The 21825-nt window shown below is 55.9% G+C and carries 24 protein-coding genes; 7 read left to right on the top strand and 17 right to left on the bottom strand.

What is annotated here, in order from left to right; genetic code table 11:
- Positions 1 to 4: 4 nt before the first annotated feature.
- Positions 5 to 2068: an NADPH-dependent 2,4-dienoyl-CoA reductase gene (locus Q334_RS0116500; RefSeq protein WP_035461866.1), complete on the bottom strand. Its 2064-nt coding sequence runs from the start codon at positions 2066 to 2068 to the stop codon at positions 5 to 7.
- Positions 2069 to 2113: 45 nt separating this feature from the next.
- Positions 2114 to 2959 carry a crotonase/enoyl-CoA hydratase family protein gene (locus Q334_RS0116495; protein WP_027314171.1) on the bottom strand — a complete coding sequence of 282 codons (846 nt, stop codon included), beginning with the start codon at positions 2957 to 2959 and terminating at the stop codon, positions 2114 to 2116.
- Between the two features lie 114 nt (positions 2960 to 3073).
- Between Q334_RS0116495 and Q334_RS0116490 the strand changes: the two genes are divergently transcribed.
- From Q334_RS0116490 to oppF, 6 genes are all read left to right on the top strand, one after another.
- Positions 3074 to 3676: a TetR/AcrR family transcriptional regulator gene (locus Q334_RS0116490; RefSeq protein ID WP_027314170.1), complete on the top strand. Its 603-nt coding sequence runs from the start codon at positions 3074 to 3076 to the stop codon at positions 3674 to 3676.
- Between the two features lie 253 nt (positions 3677 to 3929).
- Entirely contained in the window at positions 3930 to 5558 is a 1629-nt protein-coding gene (locus Q334_RS0116485; protein ID WP_027314169.1) for an ABC transporter substrate-binding protein, read from the top strand.
- A 162-nt stretch (positions 5559 to 5720) separates the two neighbouring features.
- Positions 5721 to 6641 (top strand): oligopeptide ABC transporter permease OppB, encoded by a 921-nt coding sequence (gene oppB / locus Q334_RS0116480; RefSeq protein WP_027314168.1) that lies wholly within the window; start codon positions 5721 to 5723, stop codon positions 6639 to 6641.
- Between the two features lie 8 nt (positions 6642 to 6649).
- Positions 6650 to 7573 carry an oligopeptide ABC transporter permease OppC gene (gene oppC, locus Q334_RS0116475; protein ID WP_027314167.1) on the top strand — a complete coding sequence of 308 codons (924 nt, stop codon included), beginning with the start codon at positions 6650 to 6652 and terminating at the stop codon, positions 7571 to 7573.
- Positions 7574 to 7583: 10 nt separating this feature from the next.
- Positions 7584 to 8555: an ABC transporter ATP-binding protein gene (gene oppD / locus Q334_RS0116470; RefSeq protein ID WP_027314166.1), complete on the top strand. Its 972-nt coding sequence runs from the start codon at positions 7584 to 7586 to the stop codon at positions 8553 to 8555.
- On the top strand, positions 8552 to 9553 hold the full coding sequence (gene oppF, locus Q334_RS0116465; RefSeq protein WP_027314165.1) for a murein tripeptide/oligopeptide ABC transporter ATP binding protein OppF: 1002 nt from the start codon (positions 8552 to 8554) through the stop codon (positions 9551 to 9553). Before oppD ends, oppF begins: the two co-directional genes overlap by 4 nt.
- 129 nt (positions 9554 to 9682) lie before the next feature.
- Here the strand turns inward: oppF and Q334_RS0116460 are convergent, their stop codons facing one another.
- The 6 genes from Q334_RS0116460 to yjeH all read right to left on the bottom strand — a co-directional run bounded on the left by Q334_RS0116460 (position 9683) and on the right by yjeH (position 15397).
- Positions 9683 to 10099: a GFA family protein gene (locus Q334_RS0116460; protein WP_027314164.1), complete on the bottom strand. Its 417-nt coding sequence runs from the start codon at positions 10097 to 10099 to the stop codon at positions 9683 to 9685.
- A 506-nt stretch (positions 10100 to 10605) separates the two neighbouring features.
- A complete protein-coding gene (locus tag Q334_RS0116455; RefSeq protein WP_027314163.1) occupies positions 10606 to 11484 on the bottom strand; it encodes a hypothetical protein in 879 nt (292 codons plus the stop codon).
- Between the two features lie 101 nt (positions 11485 to 11585).
- A complete protein-coding gene (locus Q334_RS0116450) occupies positions 11586 to 11840 on the bottom strand; it encodes a hypothetical protein (protein WP_027314162.1) in 255 nt (84 codons plus the stop codon).
- An 875-nt stretch (positions 11841 to 12715) separates the two neighbouring features.
- Positions 12716 to 13027 (bottom strand): cupin domain-containing protein, encoded by a 312-nt coding sequence (locus tag Q334_RS0116445; protein WP_027314161.1) that lies wholly within the window; start codon positions 13025 to 13027, stop codon positions 12716 to 12718.
- Between the two features lie 34 nt (positions 13028 to 13061).
- Positions 13062 to 13970 (bottom strand): lysine exporter LysO family protein, encoded by a 909-nt coding sequence (locus tag Q334_RS0116440; RefSeq protein WP_027314160.1) that lies wholly within the window; start codon positions 13968 to 13970, stop codon positions 13062 to 13064.
- Positions 13971 to 14113: 143 nt separating this feature from the next.
- Positions 14114 to 15397, bottom strand: a complete 1284-nt coding sequence (yjeH, locus tag Q334_RS19605; protein WP_051527893.1) for an L-methionine/branched-chain amino acid transporter — start codon at positions 15395 to 15397, stop codon at positions 14114 to 14116.
- A 114-nt stretch (positions 15398 to 15511) separates the two neighbouring features.
- Here yjeH and Q334_RS0116430 point away from each other — a divergent pair, with 114 nt between their 5' ends.
- The gene (locus tag Q334_RS0116430; RefSeq protein ID WP_211249571.1) at positions 15512 to 15946 is read left to right on the top strand and encodes an Lrp/AsnC family transcriptional regulator; all 435 of its coding nucleotides are present in this window, start codon (positions 15512 to 15514) and stop codon (positions 15944 to 15946) included.
- 21 nt (positions 15947 to 15967) lie between these two features.
- On the opposite strand, the gene Q334_RS0116425 is transcribed toward Q334_RS0116430, so the two are convergent.
- Genes Q334_RS0116425 through moaA form a run of 9 tightly spaced genes read right to left on the bottom strand, consistent with a single transcriptional unit; the run spans position 15968 to position 21683 of the window.
- Entirely contained in the window at positions 15968 to 16558 is a 591-nt protein-coding gene (locus Q334_RS0116425; RefSeq protein ID WP_027314158.1) for a molybdenum cofactor guanylyltransferase, read from the bottom strand.
- The gene (locus tag Q334_RS0116420; protein ID WP_027314157.1) at positions 16551 to 17009 is read right to left on the bottom strand and encodes a molybdenum cofactor biosynthesis protein MoaE; all 459 of its coding nucleotides are present in this window, start codon (positions 17007 to 17009) and stop codon (positions 16551 to 16553) included. Before Q334_RS0116420 ends, Q334_RS0116425 begins: the two co-directional genes overlap by 8 nt.
- 2 nt (positions 17010 to 17011) lie before the next feature.
- Positions 17012 to 17260 carry a molybdopterin converting factor subunit 1 gene (gene moaD, locus Q334_RS0116415; RefSeq protein ID WP_027314156.1) on the bottom strand — a complete coding sequence of 83 codons (249 nt, stop codon included), beginning with the start codon at positions 17258 to 17260 and terminating at the stop codon, positions 17012 to 17014.
- Entirely contained in the window at positions 17253 to 17756 is a 504-nt protein-coding gene (gene moaC / locus Q334_RS0116410; RefSeq protein WP_035461865.1) for a cyclic pyranopterin monophosphate synthase MoaC, read from the bottom strand. The genes moaD and moaC overlap by 8 nt, the downstream gene beginning before the upstream one ends.
- Positions 17757 to 17783: 27 nt before the next feature.
- Positions 17784 to 18158 carry a putative zinc-binding protein gene (locus Q334_RS0116405; protein WP_027314154.1) on the bottom strand — a complete coding sequence of 125 codons (375 nt, stop codon included), beginning with the start codon at positions 18156 to 18158 and terminating at the stop codon, positions 17784 to 17786.
- Complete coding sequence (locus Q334_RS0116400; RefSeq protein ID WP_051527892.1) at positions 18155 to 18871, bottom strand: Crp/Fnr family transcriptional regulator; 717 nt, start codon at positions 18869 to 18871, stop codon at positions 18155 to 18157. Before Q334_RS0116400 ends, Q334_RS0116405 begins: the two co-directional genes overlap by 4 nt.
- Positions 18871 to 20106: a molybdopterin molybdotransferase MoeA gene (locus Q334_RS0116395; RefSeq protein WP_027314152.1), complete on the bottom strand. Its 1236-nt coding sequence runs from the start codon at positions 20104 to 20106 to the stop codon at positions 18871 to 18873. The genes Q334_RS0116400 and Q334_RS0116395 overlap by 1 nt, the downstream gene beginning before the upstream one ends.
- Positions 20103 to 20651, bottom strand: coding sequence for a molybdenum cofactor biosynthesis protein B (moaB, locus tag Q334_RS19600; protein WP_035461864.1), 549 nt, complete (start codon positions 20649 to 20651; stop codon positions 20103 to 20105). Before moaB ends, Q334_RS0116395 begins: the two co-directional genes overlap by 4 nt.
- Before the next feature lie 27 nt (positions 20652 to 20678).
- Positions 20679 to 21683 carry a GTP 3',8-cyclase MoaA gene (moaA, locus tag Q334_RS0116385; protein ID WP_027314151.1) on the bottom strand — a complete coding sequence of 335 codons (1005 nt, stop codon included), beginning with the start codon at positions 21681 to 21683 and terminating at the stop codon, positions 20679 to 20681.
- Positions 21684 to 21825: the final 142 nt, after the last annotated feature.

The following is a 21825-nucleotide window of genomic DNA, read 5'->3' as shown; positions in this document are numbered from 1 at the left end:
TCAGTTAGAGGGTTACAGCCAGGCGAGTGCCCTGGTCAATGGCCCGTTTGGCATCCAACTCGGAAGCCAGATCCGCCCCGCCAATCAGATGCACACTATCATGCTGGCCGGCTAAGGCCTGCGCCAGGCTACGCTCTGACTCTTGGCCGGCACAGATAATGATGTTATCCACCTCCAGCACCTGCTCCTCGCCATTGACCAACAGGTGCAGACCCTGATCATCAATACGCTGGTATTCACAGCCCGCCACAAAGTGCACACCTTTCTTTTTCAGATCCGCCACATGCACCCAGCCGGTGGTTTTACCCAGGTTTTTACCCACCTTGGACTTCTTCCGCTGCAGCAGGTAGATCTGCCGCGGCGAGGGGGCAAAGCTCGGCTTCATCCCTTCAATGCCACCACGGGCCTGCATCTGCATATCCACCCCCCATTCCTGCATAAACTCACTGATGCTCTTGGGGGCATCGCCATGGCTGGGGTCATGGCTGAGGTATTCGCTGATATCAAAACCAATCCCACCGGCACCGATCACCGCCACCTTCTGCCCGACTTCTGCCCCCTGCATCACCTGCAGATAGCTCAGCACCTTAGGATGCTCCACCCCCTCAATGGCCGGAGTCCGGGGCACGATACCAGTCGCCAGGAGGATATGATCATAGCCTTCAGCCAACAGTTGCTCCGCCGTCACCCGGGTATTCAGGCGCAGCTGCACGCCGGTTAACTCAATCTGGCGGGAAAAGTAACGCAGGGTTTCGTAGAACTCCTCCTTGCCTGGGATACGCTTGGCGATATTAAACTGGCCGCCAATTTCGCTGGCGGCATCAAACAGGGTGACCTGATGGCCACGTTTGGCAGCGGTGGTAGCCGCGGCTAATCCGGCTGGGCCTGCTCCCACCACGGCAATGCGCTTCACCTCAGTGGCAGGGGTCAGCAGAATTTCCGTCTCATGACAGGCACGGGGGTTGACCAGACAGGAGGTCAACTTGCCAGCAAACACATGATCCAAGCAGGCCTGGTTACAACCAATGCAGGTGTTGATTTCATCTGCCCGCCCTTGCGCGGCCTTGATGACAAATTCCGGGTCCGCCAGGAAGGGACGCGCCATTGACACCATATCGGCATCACCACGGGCCAGCACCTGCTCCGCCACATGGGGCATATTGATCCGGTTAGAGGTAATGGTGGGAATACTCAGGGCTTCACGCACCTTGGCCGTCACCCAGGTAAAGGCGGCGCGTGGCACCTTGGTGGAAATAGTCGGAATGCGCGCCTCATGCCAGCCAATGCCGGTGTTGATAATGGTGGCGCCGGCCTGCTCAAGGGCTTTACCAAGCAGGATGATCTCCTCCAGACTGCTGCCCTCTTCCACCAGATCCAGCATCGACAGACGGTAGATAATAATAAAGTTAGGCCCCACCGCCTCCCGCACCCGGCGAACCACCTCAATCGGGAAACGAATACGCTGCTCATATTCCCCCCCCCACTCATCCTCACGCTTATTGGTACGGCGGACGATGAATTGGTTGAGCAGATAGCCCTCCGAACCCATGATTTCCACCCCGTCATAGCCGGCCTCTTTAGCCAGGCTGGCACAGCGGACAAAATCATTGAGCTGCTGCTCAATCTCATCCTGCTCCAGTGCCTTGGGCTGGAAAGGGTTAATCGGTGCCTGTACAGCAGAAGGCGCCACCAAGTTAGGGCTATAGGCATAACGGCCAGTGTGCAGAATCTGCATACAGATTTTGCCACCCTCAGCATGTACCGCCTCGGTAATCTGACGGTGATTGGCCACATCCTGCTCACTGGCCATCACCGCCGCATGGGCATGGACTGCGCCTTCTTTGTTAGGACCAATACCGCCGGTGACAATCAAAGCCACCCCGCCGCGTGCCCGTTCCGCATAAAAACTCGCCATTCGGGCAAAACCATTGGGGGCTTCTTCCAGTCCCAGGTGCATAGAGCCCATCAACACTCGGTTTTTCAGGGTGGTAAAGCCTAAATCCAGGGGCTTAAGCAGATGAGGGTAACTGGCTTGCAAATCAGCCTGGCTGGTCAGCGGAGTGGTCATGGTGGTTCTCTCGTTCAGCTAAGGGTTGTTATAGGTATAAAGCGCTTAGCGCTTGAAAGGTTCAGGCGCCAGGGGGCGCAAGTCCTCATAACTGGCCGCTTTGCCCTGCATCTTGGCGGCAAAGCCCTGCAACATATCATTGGGGTGGAACATGCCCGCCTGCCAGGTGGCCATCATTTTCAGGCTGTCCGCCACACTGTGGTCGCGGCCATAATTAAGCATCTGCTTGCAGCCGGTTATCGCCAAAGGCGAATGACTGGCGATCTGTTCTGCCAGCGCCAATACTCCCTCAAGCAGGCTGCCATGGTCGGCAAATACTTGGTTCACCAGTCCCAGCCGCAGGGCTTCCTCGGCATAGCATTTACGCCCGCTGTAAATCAGCTCGCGGGCCATACCATCAGCAATCAGGCGTGGCAAACGCTGCAAGGTACCTAAGTCCGCCGTCATGCCCAGTTCGGTTTCTTTGACGGTAAAAAAAGCATCGGCGCTGCAATAACGCATATCACTGGCGCAAACCAAGTCCAGCGCCCCGCCAATACAGCCCCCCTGAATCGCCGTCAACACCGGCATCCGCACCTGCTCCAAAGCATTAAAAACCTCCTGCAGTTGCAGCACCAAACGGCGCATCGCCTCGGCCCGACGGCCTGGCTCTCCCTGAAATAACTGCGGGTCAGGCGACTGGAAAATCTTCAAATCCATCCCAGCGCTAAAGTGTTTGCCAGTTGAGCTGATCACCAGCGCCCGTACCTGACCGGATTGATCCAGCTCAAGCACCGCCTGACCAAATTCCGCCCAAAAATCGGCGGTCATCACGTTCAACTGCTCGGGACGATTAAATTGCAGATGGGCGACCGCCCCTTGCAGGTGAAGATCAAAGCTCTGATAAGGCATGACAAACCCCGGTCAGTAATTATCTGGACAGCGTCAAGATAGGCCGCCATTTTGACAGTGTCAAGATTGCTTGTTAGATTGCCGCCAGCCCTCCCTGAGTTTGAGAATGCCTCCGTGTCCGATGAAAAAAAGCCCTACCACCATGGTGATTTAAAACAAAGCCTGCTGGATGCGGCGATCAAACTGTTGCGCGAAGGCGGGGTAGAAGCCCTCAGTATTCGCAAGTTGGCGGATCAGGTAGGGGTATCGCGGATGGCGCCCTATCATCACTTTAAGGATAAAAACGAGCTGCTTTGCGCCCTGGCGGAAGAAGGTTTTCGCTATCACGAGCAGGAAGTCCGCACCATTCCCGAGCGTTTCCCCGAGCTAAGTGGTCGTGAACTCTTTGCTCGTTATGTGCAAGCTTATATCCGCTTTGCTGTGGAACATACCGAAACCTATGACCTGATGTTCGGTCGCGAGATCTGGAAAAACGGCCAACCCACCGATTCCCTGCGGCAGGTCTCCAAAGCCAGTTTTCGCCAGTGGGTAAGCTGGGTGGAGGCCCTGCAGCAACAGGGCGTTCTGCCCGCCAGTGACCGTCCGTTGCGGGTGGCCCAAACCAGCTGGGCTACACTGCATGGCCTTTGCCGGTTATTGAACGACGGCATCTATGTCGATGCCCATGAACTGGAAGAGATGGCACAAAGCACCATCAGGCTGCTACTGCGCGAATAACGCTTCCCCGTCCAACCAATATTTTTTCTCCACTTGATCCAAAACAACGGCAAATATTTGAGTCTGCAACTAGTCTGTTAGGAGCCCTTACAGCGGCTGTGGATTTTTTTCCACGAATCCGTACAAGGCGTAAATTATTTCCCTTTTAAACAAAAAATCCTTTTGCTAGCTTTCGGTCACTTGCACTGAATGCCGGTTAGTTGTTGTCCCATCCGGTGCAGTTGCAACTATTCCCACTCAGGAGAACACATCTATGGTGCATAACAAAAACAAGCTGGCGGTCGCCGTACTGCTGGCCGCAGGATTGGCTTCTACCTCTGTTCTGGCCGCTGAAGTACCCGCTGGTACCCAATTGGCCGAAGTACAAAAAGTCGTTAAAGGTAACGGTGCCGAGCCTGCCACCCTGGACCCCCATAAGATTGAAGGTCATCCCGAGTCCAACATCGCCCGTGATCTGTTTGAAGGTCTGGTGATTCAAAACGGCCAGGGCGACATCCTGCCTGGCGTAGCAGAAAAATGGGAAGTTAACGGCGACAACACCGTCTTCACCTTCCATCTGCGTAAAGATGCCAAGTGGTCTAACGGCGACACCGTAACCGCCGGAGACTTCGTATTTGGCTGGCAGCGTGCGGTTGATCCCGCTACCGCCTCCCCCTATGCCTGGTACGTGGAATACACCTCCATGGCCAATGCTTCCGACATTATCGCTGGTAAAAAGCCCGCCTCTGAGCTGGGGGTAAAAGCCATCGATGACCACACCCTGGAAGTTACCCTGTCCAAGCCTGTGCCCTACTTTATCCGCATGCTGGCGCACACCACCATGGTACCGGCGCATAAAGCCACCATCGAAGCCCATGGCGACAAGTGGACCAGCCCGGAAAACTTCGTCGGCAACGGCGCGTTCAAGCTGAAAGACTGGGTGGTCAACGAGCGCATCGTATTAGAGCGCAACACCAACTACTGGGATAACGCCAAAACCGTTATCAATGAAGTGACCTACCTGCCGATCGAGTCGCAGAACTCCGAACTGGCCCGCTACAAGGCCGGTGAAGTGGATCTGACCAACGAAATCGCCATTGAGCACTTCAAGACCCTGCAAAAAGAAATCCCCAATGAAGTTAAAGTAACCGGCCAGATCGGTACCTATTACTACCAGTTCAACACTCAGAAAGCGCCTTTCGACGATATTCGTGTACGTAAGGCACTGTCACTGTCCATCGACCGTGACATCATCGTGGACAAGGTAATGGGTCAAGGCCAAATCGCCGCTTACAACTTCACCCCCGACATCACCGCCGGTTTCACCCCTGAAACTCCTCAGTGGGCAGGCATGACCCAAGAACAGCGTAATGAAATGGCGAAGAAACTGCTGGAAGAAGCAGGCTTTGGCCCTGGCAAACCGCTGAGCTTTGAACTGCTGTACAACACCAGCGAAAACCACAAAAAAGTCGCCCTGGCGATCAGCTCAATGTGGAAAAAGAACCTGGGTGTCAATGTCGATCTGGTGAACCAGGAATGGAAAACCTACCTGGAAACCAAGAAGAACGGTCAGTTCTCCGTTGCTCGCGCCGGCTGGATCGGTGACTACAACGAAGCCTCCACCATGTTGGATCTGCTGACCTCTGCCCACGGTAACAACGACGGCAAATACTCCAACGCTGAGTATGACAAGCTGCTGTCTGACTCCAAGGCCATCGTCGATGAAAACGAACGCGCCAGCTATTACAACAAGGCTGAGAAAATCCTCGCCCGTGATATGCCTGTCGCACCGATTTATCAGTACGTGACTGCACGTCTGGTGAAGCCCTATGTCGGCGGCTACCCCACTGCTAACCCGGAAGACATGGTGTACTCCAAAGACCTGTACATCATTGCCCACTAAGTTGGCAGCCTCCCTGTGAGACCCACCCGACTGCCCTCGGCAGTCGGGTATTTGCTTCTACAATAATAACCATGACGTTCGGACTCAGGTCATCGGCTACAGGCGCAGGAAGACTGCCTTACGCCGTGCTGATCTGCTTTGGTGAATTTTAGGTAATCCCTTATGTTGAACTTTATTCTGCGACGATTGTTCGAGGCGATTCCGACGTTGTTGGTCCTCATCACCGTCTCGTTTCTGTTAATGCACATGGCTCCGGGCAGTCCCTTCTCCAGTGAACGCGCCCTGCCACCGGAAATTTTGGCCAATATCGAAGCCAAATACGGCCTGGACAAACCCCTGTATCAGCAGTATTTCACCTACCTGGGTAATTTAATCCAGGGGGATTTAGGCCCCTCCTTCAAATACAAAGACTTTACCGTCAATGAACTGGTCAGCCAGAGCTTCCCCGTCTCGGCGGAAATCGGCATCTGGGCCTTTGTCACCGCAGTGGTGCTGGGAGTGTTGTTCGGCATTGTTGCCGCCCTCAAGCAAAACACCTGGGTCGACTACAGCGTCATGTCCCTGGCGATGACCGGTGTGGTGGTGCCAAGCTTCGTCCTTGCCCCCCTGTTGGTACTGATTTTTGCCATTAAATTGCGCTGGTTACCTGCCGGTGGCTGGCAAGGTGGGCAATGGATGTTCCTATTGCTGCCGGTGATTGCCATGGCCGCCCACTATGTCTCCTCTATCGCCCGTATCATGCGCGGCAGCATGATCGAAGTGATGCACTCCAACTTTATCCGTACTGCCCGCGCCAAGGGGTTGCCGGCACGTCATATCATCTTCAAGCATGCCCTCAAGCCTGCGCTGCTGCCGGTGATTTCCTACTTAGGCCCAGCCTTTGTCGGCATCATTACCGGATCAGTGGTCATTGAGACCATTTTTGGTCTCCCCGGTATTGGTCAGTTGTTTGTTAATGGCTCACTTAACCGCGACTACTCCATGGTGCTCGGTCTGACCATCCTGATTGGCGCCCTGACCATCGCCTTTAATGCCATCGTAGATATTCTCTACGCTTACATTGATCCCAAGATTCGCTACTGAGGTTGCCGATGCTGTCGAACAAAATCTCTGGCGAAGCTGTGGAACGCTTTGCCGATCAACTCGCCGACTCCAGCATGGAAGTGGAAGGCCGTAGCCTGTGGCAGGATGCCCGTCGTCGCTTTATGCGCAACAAGGCCGCTATGGCCAGTCTGATTGCCCTGATTATCATCACCCTGCTGTGCCTGGCGGCCCCCTATCTCAGCCCCCACGCCTATGATGATATTGACTGGAACTACATGCAGTCGCCGCCCGATATGGAAAGTGGCCATTACTTTGGCACCGACACCCTGGGCCGTGACCTCTTTGTCCGCACCCTGATGGGCGGGCAGATCTCCCTGATGGTTGGGGTACTGGGGGCGCTGGTCGCCATCATTATCGGCACCGTCTATGGCGCCGCCTCCGGCTTTATCGGTGGCCGGGTTGACTCCCTGATGATGCGCACCCTGGAGATCCTCAACTCCTTCCCCTTTATGTTCTTCGTCATCCTGCTGGTGACCTTCTTTGGCCGTAACATCCTGCTGATCTTTATCGCCATTGGCGCCGTTTCCTGGCTGGACATGGCTCGTATTGTGCGGGGTCAAACCCTCAGCCTGAAGAGCAAGGAATTTATCGAAGCTGCCCACGTCTGTGGGGTGAGCACCTGGTCGATCATCATTCGCCACATCGTGCCCAACGTCCTCGGTATTGTGGTGGTGTACGCCACCCTGCTAGTGCCCTCAATGATCCTGTTTGAATCCTTCTTGAGCTACCTTGGTCTCGGCGTACAAGAGCCGATGACCAGCTGGGGTGCCCTGCTGGAGGAAGGCTCCAAAACCATGGACATTGCCCCCTGGCAACTGCTGTTCCCGGCCGGTTTCCTGGTGACCACCCTGTTCTGTTTCAACTTCCTTGGCGACGGTCTGCGCGACGCCCTGGACCCGAAAGATCGCTAAGGAGGCACCGATGAAACTGCTTGAAGTGAAAGACTTACAGGTGCACTTCCACACTCCGGATGGCACCGTCACTGCGGTCAACAAACTCAACTTTGCCCTCGAAGCCGGGCAAACCCTCGGCATCGTCGGCGAATCCGGCTCCGGCAAAAGCCAAACCGCCTTTGCCCTGATGGGATTGCTGGCCGCCAATGGTCGTGTCAGTGGTGAAGCCCTGTTTCAGGGTAAATCCATCCTCGGCCTGCCAGAGCAAATGCTCAACCGCATTCGTGCCGAACAGATCGCCATGATATTCCAAGACCCGATGACCTCCCTCAACCCCTACATGAAAGTAGGTGAGCAGTTGATGGAGGTACTCAAACTGCACAAAGGCATGAGCAACAGCGAAGCCTTTGAAGAATCCGTGCGCATGCTCGACGCGGTCAAAATCCCTGAGGCCCGCAGCCGCATGAAGATGTACCCGCACGAATTCTCCGGCGGTATGCGTCAACGGGTGATGATTGCCATGGCTCTGCTCTGTCGACCCAAACTACTGATTGCCGACGAGCCCACCACCGCCCTCGACGTCACCGTGCAGGCACAGATTCTGACCCTGCTGGGTGAGCTGCAGCGCGACTTTAACACCGCCATCATTATGATCACCCATGATCTTGGGGTGGTAGCGGGTATCTGCGACAAAGTACTGGTGATGTACGCTGGCCGCACCATGGAGTACGGCAGCGCCCAGGACATCTTCCATCGTCCCACCCACCCTTACACCCAAGGCCTGCTGAGCGCCATCCCGCGTCTAGATACCGAAGGCGAAGTGCTGCCCACCATCCCCGGCAACCCACCCAACCTGCTCAAACTGCCCATAGGCTGCCCCTTCCAGGAACGCTGCCAGCATGTCAGTGAGCAGTGCCGTCAACAGGAACCGGAACTGACCTTCTTCGGTAACGAGCGTCAACGCGCCTGCCATTGGCAAGCACAGGAGGCCTGCGCATGAGTCAGCAACCCATTATGGAAATCCGCGATCTGAAAGTGCATTTCAGCATCAAAGACGATCGCGCCTGGCCCTGGCAACCGAGCCTGACCCTGAAAGCCGTAGATGGCGTCAATCTCGACATCTACCCCGGCGAAACCCTGGGCGTGGTAGGGGAATCCGGTTGCGGCAAATCCACCTTTGCCCGCGCCCTGATCGGCCTGGTCAAAGCCCGTTCCGGCAGTGTGAAGTGGCAAGGGCAGGAACTCACCAGCCTGGATAAAAACGGCTGGCGTGAGATTCGTAAAGATATCCAGATGATATTTCAGGACCCACTGGCCTCCCTCAACCCACGGATGACCATTGGTGACATCATCGCCGAGCCGCTGAAAACCTTTTACCCCGAGCTGTCCAAGCAAGAAGTAAAAGACCGGGTGAAAGCGATGATGATGAAAGTGGGGCTCCTGCCCAACGTCATCAACCGCTACCCCCACGAGTTCTCCGGTGGCCAGTGCCAGCGCATTGGCATTGCCCGCGCCCTGATTGTTGAGCCCAAGCTGGTGATTTGTGACGAGCCTGTCTCGGCGCTGGATGTTTCCATCCAAGCCCAGGTGGTCAACCTGCTCAAATCGCTGCAAAAAGAAATGGGACTGTCGCTGGTGTTTATCGCCCACGACCTGTCCGTGGTGAAACATATCAGCGACCGCGTCATGGTGATGTACCTCGGCAACCAGGTGGAACTGGGAGAAGGCAAAGCCCTCTATGCTGACCCCTTGCACCCCTACACCCGTGCCCTGATGTCCGCTGTGCCCATCCCCGATCCGGATATTGAGCGGGGCAAGCAGATTCAGCTGCTCGAAGGTGAACTGCCCTCCCCCATCAACCCGCCATCCGGCTGTGTGTTCCGCACCCGCTGCCCACTGGCAGAAGCCCAGTGTGCCCAGCAGCGACCGCAACTACTTGGGGATAACCGCCATCAAGTAGCCTGCCCCAAAACCTGTGGAGAAAGTGCCGCCGCCTAAGTGCGCGGCCTGCTTCTGCGGGTTAAGGCTCGACAAGCCACCGCCTCAACCGAGGGGTGGCTTGTTTCAGCCTATCTCTGCCCTTTGCTGCTCAACTGACAGCCCCCTCACCGCATACCGCTTGAGCCGTTATTTAGCCTGCGCCCTGCTGGGCTCATGGCCATCGTAGCGGGGCAACTGCGCATCCAAATCATCCCAACAGGCTTTGGAAGAAACAAAATTATGTGAAAGGGGCCTTTCCGTAATCGCGGAATCCAAAATACCCAAGCGAATTCTTAACTTGCTGGGATTATCCGCATTCGAGCTAAAGATCGGCGACGCACAGACTGTACAAAAATGCCGCTTTTTACCCGGCTTCATCTCATAAAAGCCCAGCTTATTCTGGGGGTCAACCACCTTAAACTCACTGGTATTGATAAAGCCATTAGTGGCATAAGCGGTGCCGCTATTTTTACGACATAGGGAACAATGACAATGGATGATATCGGTTATTGCGCCGACTAATTCCACCCTAATTGCACCGCATAAGCAGGAGCCTTGATACATTATTGAACCGTCTAATGTGATATGGGTTTTGAGTTGATAAGAGTGGCATAGGCTTTTCTTACTAACCAGCGTCGCAGGGTTCACTCTTAATATTTTTATCAGTGCACCCAAGCCACTTAGTCGATGTGGGCAAAGTAATGATTTCGCCTTTCACCGGTGCCCCGCATTTTCCAATCGTTAAAAAGGTGGATAAAAAACGTCTCCCCCGTTATCGCTGATTCTTGAGTCTACTGGTGCTTAATGCGGACGCTTAGATGCGCCATCCAGGCGCGCTAAGCTGGGCTCGCGTCCTGCTCGCCCCCGCAGCCGCCCTGCGTATCCTCAAGGCGATAACGAAGGGAGCAAGGGTCGCGCGGCTAGATTGGGGTTAGACCATTAGAAAATAGTAGCTGGAGTTAAAGTAAATCGAATAATAGAAAGTGACTGGATTTCGTTGGTAACTCGGAAATATAAAGCCCGCATTTTCGGCTAGCGCAGCGGAAAACCAGTCCGACAACAGCACCTTGCTACATTTCGATCTTGTAGATCACCTTTAATCTCTTATATAACTCGTTGCTCAGATCTCTGTAGCCTTGTCCATTTGGCAAATACTTCAATGCCCTATGATGTCCAAGATCTGACGGGATATCATCTAGCGATTGCGTTATTGGTATTACTGTTTTTCCAAGAGTATGAGCGATTCCAGTTTCATACATGACATTCGGGTTTCTGCCCGTGAAATCAACAACAATGACCTTTGCACAAAAAATCAAATCAAATATATCCTGCATAAACGTGGAGTTATCCCATATATCATCGGCTCTAAGGCACTCCAACTTCATATACTCAGCTACACGCTTAATTGCCTCATAGGTGTCAGCAAAGCTGGCATTGAAAGGCATCATCACTGAAATTAGCTTTTCATTTTGGGACTTTTTCGGAACATTAAAAACACTTGGTTTAAAACTGATCAGTTGTTCCGTAGGAACCTCTTCGTGAGATGAAGATACAAATTGCCCATGCGCAGGACAAAGCTTTACAACCCCATTTGATTGTTGTGCAACCGTTAGTTCATAGGTTTTCAGGCATGTTTCGACCGCCTGAATCGACTTTTCTCGGTCTACATTTTCATTAAATAAAAAGTGGTCCGGGTGCAAGAGATATTCAATCACCTTCTTCATTTCCGAAGATGGCATATTCTCTTGGAGCGCTTTGCGTTCATTTAACTCTTTAAGTACGTCATTTACCCATACACGGCGGGTTGATCCATCGTGTACATAATCAAGATCGAGATCTACAAAGAAACGAGTTAAATAGGAAGAACTGCGGTAAGGAAAGCTTCGAAATGGATCATCGCCGCAAATCATTTCCGCGATTTTCATTAATCCTGCGGCTCCAATCTTCATTCAGCACCCCCCAACACTCTAATTAGAAATGTAAATTTTAATCCTGTCATGCTTTTCATACCCGAACAAAGCCGGATATTTTCAAATTAAGCAACTGATATTCAAACAGAAAATACAACTTCAGAACTGGTCTTTTCCGTCAAAAGCACGTATACGCATTTTTCTGCCAAGCATTGCACATTATCTTGCAGCTCGCCTTCCGTAACAGGCTGATATTCGTCCAGTTTTTCCAAAAATTCCAGAGGGATATAAGCAGACTTTGGTAGAAAATCGCTCACGCTGATATTTATCAAGCACTCGGTTGGTTCTCCCTGGAACGTAGGTCGGATAAGCCACAACGTGGCGCCATCCGACATAGCTGCATCCTGTTGGAAGGCGCCTGCGGCTTTTCCAACCTACATCCGCTAGCAGCCAAACTAAACTCGGATTGGCAGACGACTAACCGCCCCAGGAGTCAGCGCCTTGTGGACGCGTAGGGCGACTGCGGGGGCGAGCAGGACGCGAGCCCAGCTTAGCGCGCCTGGATGGCGCATCTAAGCGTCCGCACCAAGACCAAGCGGGAGCAAGTTGCGCTGACGCGGGGCAGTCTTTTTGGTGACCTTGTTTAACAGGTAAAGAGGGACGCTTGAAAAAAGTCACTCGCCCGCAGGGTGAAACAATACAACCGATTTAAGCTATGACAGCTATAGCCATAAATGCAGCTTCGATTAGTGATCTAACATCCGTATGTGTACCCACGCGGGAGCATGGGTACAAGAGTGTGGGATGACTCGCCCGTAGGGTGAAACCCTTTAGCGTTTCGCACAGATCCTTGGACACGAACGTATGTCGAATAAGCACAACGTGGCGTCATCCGACATAGCCGCCTCCTGTTGGAAGGCGCCTGCGGCTTTTCCAACCTACGATCCCTATGCAACCCAACCACCACACCTATCCAACCAAACTCGGAATTGGCAGACGATTAACGGCCCCAGGAGTCAGCGCCTTGTGAATGCAGCTTCGGTGAGTGATCTAACATCCGTATGTGTACCCACGCGGGAGCATGGGTACAAGGGTGGGGAGTTACTCGCCCGCAAGGTGAACCCCTTTAGCGTTTCGCACAAATACTTGGCCACGAACGTAGGTCGGATAAGCCACAGCGTGGCGCCATCCGACATAACCGCATCCGTTGTAAGGCGCCTGCGGCTTTGCCAACCGACGATCCACTATGCAGCCAAGCAGAACGATCCCCCTAAATACTCCCCTCTTCCTCTATCACCAACACCCGCGCCACTCCCAGCGGATGAGCCACATGCTCCGTCCCCAGCGAGGCATAAAAAATATCCCCGGCCTGCAGCAGCACCTGTTGCTCTTGCCCCTGTTGGCGGTAATGCATCCGCACCTGCCCATCGAGTACCACAAAGACTTCCTCACCCTGGTTGATGTGCCATTGATAGGGTTGGTCGGTCCAGTGCAGGCGAGTGGTGATGCCGTTCATATTAGCGATATCCAACGCCCCCCAGGCGCGTTCAGCACTAAACTCACGGCTACGGATGGTTTTCATTATGGCTCCTGCAGCAGCTAAAAAAACGGCAACCTTAGCTGCCGAGGGAAAGGAAGAACAGGATCAACAACGGTGAACTCAGTGACAGGATAAAACCACTGACAATGGCCACCGGCACGCAGCTCATACCGCCGCTTTTCTGAATAATCGGCAGGGTGAAGTCCATCGCGGTGGCGCCACCGTAGCCAATCGCCATCGGCGGCGCGCGACGAATCAAAATGGGGATCAGCAACAAGGCCACCAGCTCCCGCGCCAGGTCATTAAAGAAGGCCGCACCGCCCCACACCGGGCCCATGCCCTCGCCAATCAAAATGGCGGAGAGGCTGTACCAACCAAAACCAGAGGCCAACGCCAGGCTTTGGTTCCAGCTCAGTTGCAGGTAGGGCGCCATCAGCAGACCGGCCAGCAAGGAACTGCCAATCACCGCCAGGGCAATGATCAGCCCCTGTGGATTAAGCAGGATTTGCTTAAGGGGAATACCGCTGGAGCGCAGTTGGCAGCCGATAAACAGTAACAACAGCATCAGGGTATATTCCGCTCCCTGTTCAGCCATGCCCTGGGGCAGCGGCAGCCAGGCACCCAGGGCCACACCAGCGGCGACCACCCCCAGCAATTGCAGTGAGCCCTTGAGCATATGCAGGCGGGAAAACTGTACCTGTTCCTCTGTGTGTAAACGCCAGCCACTAAAGCGTGCCCAGCCCCCTAATGCCAATAGGTTGGCCAGCCCCAAACCAAGCAGCAGCACCAGGGCCTGGCTGGACATCTGTTTGAGCTGCAGAGCGAGATTATCCAGCGCCCCCAAACTCAGCCCCATCAGGGCCAAAATCAGGTACACCAGATATTCGATCAGGCGATTCATGCTCTGGCGCAACCGCCCTTCCGGCAGTTTGCACAGATAGCCAATAAAAAGAGGCGCCAGGATTAATAAGAAGCCGCCGTACATCCTTGCTTACTCCAAACAGACTGAGGAAAGTTGGCAGCATAGCAGCCCGCTATCATCAGCCAAGCTAATTTTATTAAAGCCAGATTAGCGTGATTGATATGAGGGCGGCCGCCAAAGGCGATCTTCCCGCATTATCACCGCCCTTAACCTTGCTCACTCAGAGGCTTGCCCCAACTGGGCGCCGCCAGACGTTTTTGCAACAGCATCAACAGGGGATAGAGCACCAGCACATAGAGCATGGCCGCCCCCAGCGTCCAGGCCAGTGCCAGGCATACCAGTAGCCCCAGCAGAGATAGCAACCGGTAGCGCCGGGCCAGCAGGCGCCAGCCCGCCACCATGGTGAGGATGTAAACCAGCACGATAATGCCGTTAGCAGCCTTGATCATCGCCTCCAGATCTAAGCCAAGCAGGGTCAGGATGCTGATGCTCAGTGCCGCCATTAAGGCCAGGCTATAGAGTGCCCAGGCCGGCACCCGATAGCGGTTCAGCTGGCTTAGACGGGATAAGCGTGGTTCCTCTTGCGCCAGGCTCCACAACAGGCGGGAAGCACTGCCAAGGTAGATATTCATGGTGGCCACGCAGGATAAAAAGCCAAAGCTGCCTATCACTTGCGCACCATGCTGGCCCAACCAACCGCCGAGCAGGGATTCCACCAGGTAGATCATCGCCGGTTGCTGGCCCTGATAGTCCGCGGCATAGGCGTACACCAGCCAGGAGCCAAGCCAGTACAGCCCGCCCACCAGAGTCACCCCTAAAATCAGCGCTAGCGGAAAGTCACGCTCAGGCCGCTTAAACTCGGTGGACAGGTGGGCAATCACCTCAATACCGATAAAGCTCCAAAAGCCCAACGCCAGGGCCGGCGCCATACTCAGCCAGCCCTGCCAGGGCAACGCATCAAGTTGGCGAGCAGGGGCAACCGGCTGCCCCCAACTGGCAACCACCAAGCCCAGCAATAACAGGCTGACCAGGGCGGCAATCACCGCCTGCACATTACCGGACAAGCTAATACCCTGGATGCTAATCAACACCATCAGGCCCAGCAGCAATAATTTGGTCAACCAGCTTTGCAGGGGGGAAAGGGGCAACAGCACCTGTAAAAACCACAGCGCCATTTCCATCGCGGCGGGCATACCAACACTGAGCAGCGCCAGAAATAACCAGCCGATCAGCCGTCCCTGCTGTTGGCCCAACGCCATGCTGATGTAGTGGGAGGCACCGCCAGCATGGGGATAGGCGCGCCCCAACAGGGCAAATACGAAAGCCACCGGCAATATCGCCAATGCCAGCAACGCCCAGCTCCACAGTGCCCCGGCCTGGGCAGCCTTAACGGTCAGCTCCGGCACAATAAAGACCCCCGTGCCTAGCAGGGCCGCCATCAGGGTGCCTAGGCCCTGGTATAAATTTAGTGAAGGCTGTAGCGGACTCATGCTCACTTCCTTGCTGATCGGATTATGTTGCCAAGCTTACTGCATGCAAGGATTGCAAACTGACGCTTATGCCGGTCAAAATGCCGCTTTCACCGCCACTTTGCAGCCTACACCATGCCCAGTCTGGATAAGTTTGATCAGCTGATTATCAACGCCCTGCGTGCCAATGCGCGCCAGAGCCTGTCGGCAATTGCCGAGCAGGTCAATTTATCCCGCACGGCGGTGAGTGAGCGCCTGCGCAAACTGGAGCAGCAGGGGGTGATCAAGGGCTATCAGGTGTTGCTCAGCCAGGAGGCCAGCGAAGGGGTGAGTGCCTATATCGAGATCAGCTATAACGAGATTGATTGTGCCGATATGGCGGCACGCTTGCGCCAGCTGCCGGAGATCAAGCTGTGCCATGGGGTGTCCGGTGAAACCGATATGATGCTGCTGGTGCAGACCAGTTCAATGGAGGCGCTACAGCGCCTGCGCGAACAGATTGTGAAGATACCCGGCGTAGGCCGGGTCAAGACCCATGTCACCCTGGCGGAATATATCCGCAATCTTTAAGCCTGACGGTGCAGACAGCCGCTAGGCTTCGGTGGGCATCTGGTTCAGATTCAGCAGCGCCTGCTCATCCATCTCCACGGTTAAAGCGGGTTCGGGCAACTGTGCCAACAGGCGATGCATCGCCCGCTCACCACTGCGGTAAAAGTCCAGTAACAGCGGCCAATAGGCCCGCGGAATCCAGGCATGCAGGTAGTGGCTGCCCGCCTCGCTGTGTAGATAATGCCAGCGCTGGGGATTGGCCTGTGCCTGCAGGACAAACCGCTGCCAATGGGCTGGGCTCATGCCGGGGGTATCGCAGGGGCTCAGCAGCAACACCTGTACCGAATCAGCAAGTTGTGGCAAGGCAGCACAGATGCCTGCCAGGGGGCCTGCGTAGGTTTCGGCAGGTTCCTCATCTTGCAACAAGCGATCAGCATAGGGCTGATACTGCGACGGGTTGCGGTTACAGCTGATCCATAACTCATCCACCAATGGACGGATTGCTGTTGCCGGATAGCTCACCAGGGGCTGTCCCTGCCAACGCAGCAGGCCCTTATCTTGACCGCCGACCCGGCGCCCGGCACCACCGGCCAATATCAGCCCCACTCGTTGCGTTGCGCTGGCCTCAGTCATGCTTCATCCAGCGCTTGGCTGCCTCCGTATCGGACTCCCGCGCATCCACCCAGTAGCTGCCCTGGTCGGTATCTTCCTTCTTCCAGAACGGCGCCTGGGTTTTCAGAATATCCATCACATAGGCACAGGCGGCAAAGGCATCGGCACGATGGCTGGCAGCCACCGCCACCACTACGATGACTTCGGTGGGCTGCATCGGTCCCACGCGGTGGGCGATGATCACCTGCTGCAAAGGCCAACGGGTAAGCGCCTGTTGGCGGATTTTCTCCAGCACCTTTTCCGTCATGCCAGGGTAATGTTCCAGGGTGAGGGTGCTGACCTCCGGCCGCTCATTAAAATCCCGCACCAGACCACTAAAGCTGACCACGGCACCGGTTTTCGGATTGCCATACAGGGGGGCACAGAGCGCCTGGGGATCAAGAGGGGCAAAGGTAACCTGTACAGGTTCCATCTTCAGCCTCCCGTGACCGGCGGGAAGAAGGCCACTTCATCGCCATCCACCACTTCTGCCTGCCCATCCACCAGCTCCTGGTTCAGGGCCATCAGCAGATTGGGTTGGCCAAGGACTTCCTGCCAGCGTTCTCCGCGGCCTTGCAGCTGCGCCAATAAGCTGGAAAGCGGTGCAGCCTGGGGCCATTCCAGGCGTAATTCAGCACACCCTAATTGATCACGGAAGCTGGCAAAAAACAGCACTTTAATCATCGCTGTGCTCTCCTTCCTGCCCTGCCTGCCAATGGCCGGACTTACCCCCCAGCTTTTCCAACAGGCGCACCTGCTCAATCAGCATGCCTTTATCCACCGCTTTGCACATATCGTACAGAGTCAGGGCAGCGACAGAGGCGGCGGTCAGGGCTTCCATCTCCACCCCGGTTTGCCCCGCCAGTTTGCAGCGGCTTTCGATCCGCACCCGTTGCTGTTCCGGCAAGGCGGTGAGTTCCACCTTCACCGAGGTCAATAACAGCGGATGACAAAGGGGGATCAACTCCCAGGTACGCTTGGCCGCCTGGATACCGGCGATGCGGGCTACGGCAAACACATCGCCCTTGGGATGCTGGCCATCGACCAACAATTGCATGCACTGGGCTGACATCTTGACCCAGGCCTCGGCCCGGGCTTCACGTTCGGTCACACCTTTGGCGGTGACGTCCACCATATGGGCCTGCCCTTGGGCATCCAGATGGGTAAATTCTTGGCTCATAATGACACTCTTACACAATCAAACAGCTCAGGCAGGTGCCTGTAGTGAGACGGCCAGCGGGGTGAGGATACGCAATACCTGCTCCAGATCCTCGGGCGGGGCCAGCTGCCCTTTGCGTTTCTTATAACCCAACTCATAGAGCAATACCGGATGACTGGCCTGCACCCCTCGTTCGGCCAAACAGGCCTGCACACAATGCAACGGGCAGCCATCAATGGCAATAATGGCGCGCCCTGATTGCGCGACCCGCACCAGGGCAGGCACATTGCCCCCCACTCCGGCGATACAGGACATTTCCGCCAGCCCCTGCTGATCCAACGCCAGGGCAGCATCATTGGCCAGCTGGGCCACATTGGAGCAACCGGAGCAGGCATACACCAGGGGGCGCTGGGGGGCTTTCATTCGCCAAAATCCTTCAGGGCCTGCACATCGAGAATCTGCAGTTGCCGCCCCTGCACACTGAGAATCTGCCGCTCTTTCAGCTCATGCATGATGCGCGAGAAGGTCTCCGGCTGCATCGCCAGTTTAGAGGCAATCAGGCGCTTGGCCATCGGCAGCTCAATCTGTGCCTGGGCCACCTGCAACGAGGGCAACTGGTTGAGCAGGTAGCGTACCACCCGGTGGGTGGCATTCTGCATAGTGAGGTTTTCAATCTCATTGATACGCATGTGCAGACGCTTGGCCATATCCGCCAGCAAACGGGTGGCGTAGTCGGCATGCTCGGTCAGCAGGCTTTTATAGAAACCATTGTGCACGCTGAGCAGTACCGTCTCCCCCAATGCCTGGGCATTAACCGGATAGGCCTGCTGCTCCATAAACATAATGGCTTCGGCAAAGGTTTGCTGGGGGCCGAAGACCTCAATCACCTTTTCCTGCCCATCGGCTGAGAGGCGATTGAGCTTGATATGGCCACTGACCACATAGAAAAAGCGATTAGCCTTGTCCCCCTGGCGAAACAGGATTTCCTCATTCCCCAGGCGGTGCAAACGCGCCTGCTCTCCCAGCTCCTGAAAGTGCTCCTCACTAAAGGCCGAGAACAGCATATGCTGACGCGCCTTGGCTAAAGCCTGTTGCAGGGGGGAGCGTGGCGTCCCGACCCGGAGAATGGCATCCATCAGTTAAACACCTCGCTCAAGGGAATAAAGTCCAACTCATCGCCAGGATTCAGCGCATGGCCTGCCGGAATCACCAGCAAGCCCTGGGCCTGACAGGCACTGAAGAGGACACCTGAGCTTTGGTTACCCGCCACCACGGCCTCGGGGCGACCGTCCGCACCCTGCGCCACACTGACCCGCAGGTATTCGGTGCGCTTGCCAGGCTTGGCCGCAGGCAAAGCGGAACGAATCCGTAGCGCCAGGGGGTACACCTGCTCGACTCCTAAACAACGCAGCAGGAAGGGCCGCGCCAGCAGACAGAAGGTCACCAGCACGGAGCTGGGGTTGCCCGGCAAGCCGAGGAAGGGGGTGCCCTGTACCTCACCGAAGGCAAAGGGTTTGCCCGGCTTGATCGCCAGTTTCCAGATATGCAGTTGGCCGAGGGCCTCAACCTGCGCCTTGACATGGTCTTCCTCCCCGACCGAAACCCCGCCACTGCTGAAGATCAGATCGCACTCGGAGGCGGCCTGTAATAAGGCGGCGCGGGTAGCCTCAGGGGTATCGGCAATAATGCCGTAGTTACGAATCTCGCAGCCCAGTGCCTGTAACAGGCCAATCAGGGTAAAGCCATTGGAGTTGTAGATTTTGCCCGGCGCCAGGGGCTGGCCCGGCATCACCAGCTCATCACCGGTGGAAAGAATAGCGGCCTTTAAGGGCTGCACCACCCGTACCTCGGCATGGCCAACGGAGGCAATCACCCCCAGATGAGCCGGGCCCAGGCGAGTTCCAGCGGGCAGTAACTCCGCACCGGCGCGGATATCCTGCCCGGCGGCACGGATATGCTGGCCTTGCTTGAGGCTATCGAGCTTGATGTAAAGCGCGCCATCGCGCTCTTCGCAGTCCTCCTGCATCACCACGGTATCCGCCCCGGCGGGCATCGCGGCACCGGTAAAGATACGGGCTGCGCTACCGCCTTCCAGCGGCTGGGGCCAGACCCCTGCGGGGATCCGCTGGGAAATCGGCAAAGGCTGACCGGCTTGCCAATCCTGCAGGCGCAGGCAGTAGCCATCCATCGCACTGTTGGCATAGGGAGGCACATCCACCTGGGAGGCAATCGGCTGCGCCAGCACCCGCCCCAGGGCGGCGGATAGCGGTACCACCTCGGACTCGGTCATCCGCCGGGCACGGCTGAGCAGTTGTTCCAGCACTTCCTGTACCGGACGCAGGCATTCCCGCTCGCAACCGCAGCCACTCATGAGCGGCTACCACAGGCGGTGTGGGTGTGAGGCTTGACCATCTCGACAAAGTTACAGGGGCGATGACGGCTATCGAGCTGTTCACGAATGATTTTGTGCCAGGCGGTTTGACAGGCACGGGTCGAACCCGGCATGCAGAAAATCACCGTCCGGTTAGCAATCCCGGCCAGGGCGCGGGACTGAATGGTGGAGGTACCAATCTCCTCATAGGAAATCTGGCGGAACAGTTCGCCGTAGCCTTCCACCACCTTATCAAACAACGGCAGCATGGCCTCGGGGGTAGAGTCACGGGCGGTGAAACCGGTGCCCCCGGTAATCAGGATGGCGTGCACCTCAGCATCGGCAATCCATTGGGAAACCTGGGCACGAATCTGGTAGATGTCATCTTTGACGATCGCCCGTCCACCGAGGAAGTGACCGGCGTCGGTCAGCCCTTCCACCAGGGCATCACCGGAGCTATCGGTATCGAAGTTGCGGGTATCAGAAACGGTTAAGACGGCGATATTCAGCGGCTCAAAGGCCACCTCTTTGGTTACATGTCCCATACTGGCTCCTGCAACCGGTGCCTGGGCTCAGCCACCGGTCATATTCATAAAGCGTAAAATCTGCGGCTCATCGTTGAGGGCAAAATGATGCCGTTCAGGTTTGAGCGCCATCGCATCAAGCAACGCCTGACGCAGGCGGGCGGGTTCGCCGGGATATTGGCGAATCACCTTTTTCAAATCCACCGAGTGTTCATTCCCCAGGCACAGCAGCAAACGCCCTTCCACCGTGACCCGCACCCGATTACAGGTGGAGCAAAAGTTATGGCTGTGGGGCGAGATAAAACCAATACGGCTGCTCTGCCCTGGGATGCGGAAATAACGCGCCGGACCACCGCTGCTCTCGGTTGAAGCCACCAGGCCAAAGCGCTGACCCAGGCGTGCCTGCAACTGGTCATTACCGACATACGTCTGCGCCAGTTGACGGGTACGCACCTCACCCAGCGGCATTTCCTCAATAAAACAGATATCCAGGCCACGATCCAGGGAAAAGTTGACCATTGATTCAACTTCATCAACATTGCGCCCCTGCATCACCACCATATTCAGCTTAATCCGCTTAAAGCCCGCTTCACGCGCCGCTTCAATCCCGGCTAACACTTCCGCCAATTTGTCGCGGCGGGTCAGCTCGGCAAAACGCTGGGGGTCGAGGGTATCCAGGCTGATATTAAGACGATCCACCCCGGCCTGCTGGAGCGGCTTGGCCAAGCGCACCAGCTGGGAGCCATTGGTGGTCAGGGTCAGTTCCTGCAAACCCTGACTTTTTAAACTGCCCAGTTCCTGCACCAGACTCAGCACATTGGGACGCACCAGTGGCTCACCGCCGGTCAGACGAATCTTCTTCACCCCCAGCCCGACAAAGGTGGAGCCAAGCAATGCCAGCTCTTCCAGACTGAGAATTTGCGCCCGCCGCAGAAAGCGGGTGTCTTCATTCATGCAATAGACACAGCGAAAATCACAACGATCAGTGACCGAGAGACGCACATAGTCGACCCGGCGGCCAAAGTTATCGATGAGTTGAGTGGGCTCTGTCATATGCCATTCCTATCTTGATCCCGCTGACTTGGATCAGGCGCGGTTTGCAGCCTTGCCAGTGTAGGCAAGACTGAGGCTGACGACGCTTGATCCAGGTCAGGCCATGGCGGCTGCGCCCTACCCCTGAAGGGTTAATCCAGAC

Source organism: Balneatrix alpica DSM 16621, assembly GCF_000619885.1.
Taxonomy (GTDB): domain Bacteria; phylum Pseudomonadota; class Gammaproteobacteria; order Pseudomonadales; family Balneatricaceae; genus Balneatrix; species Balneatrix alpica.
This window is presented reverse-complemented; position numbering and strand designations above follow the sequence as displayed.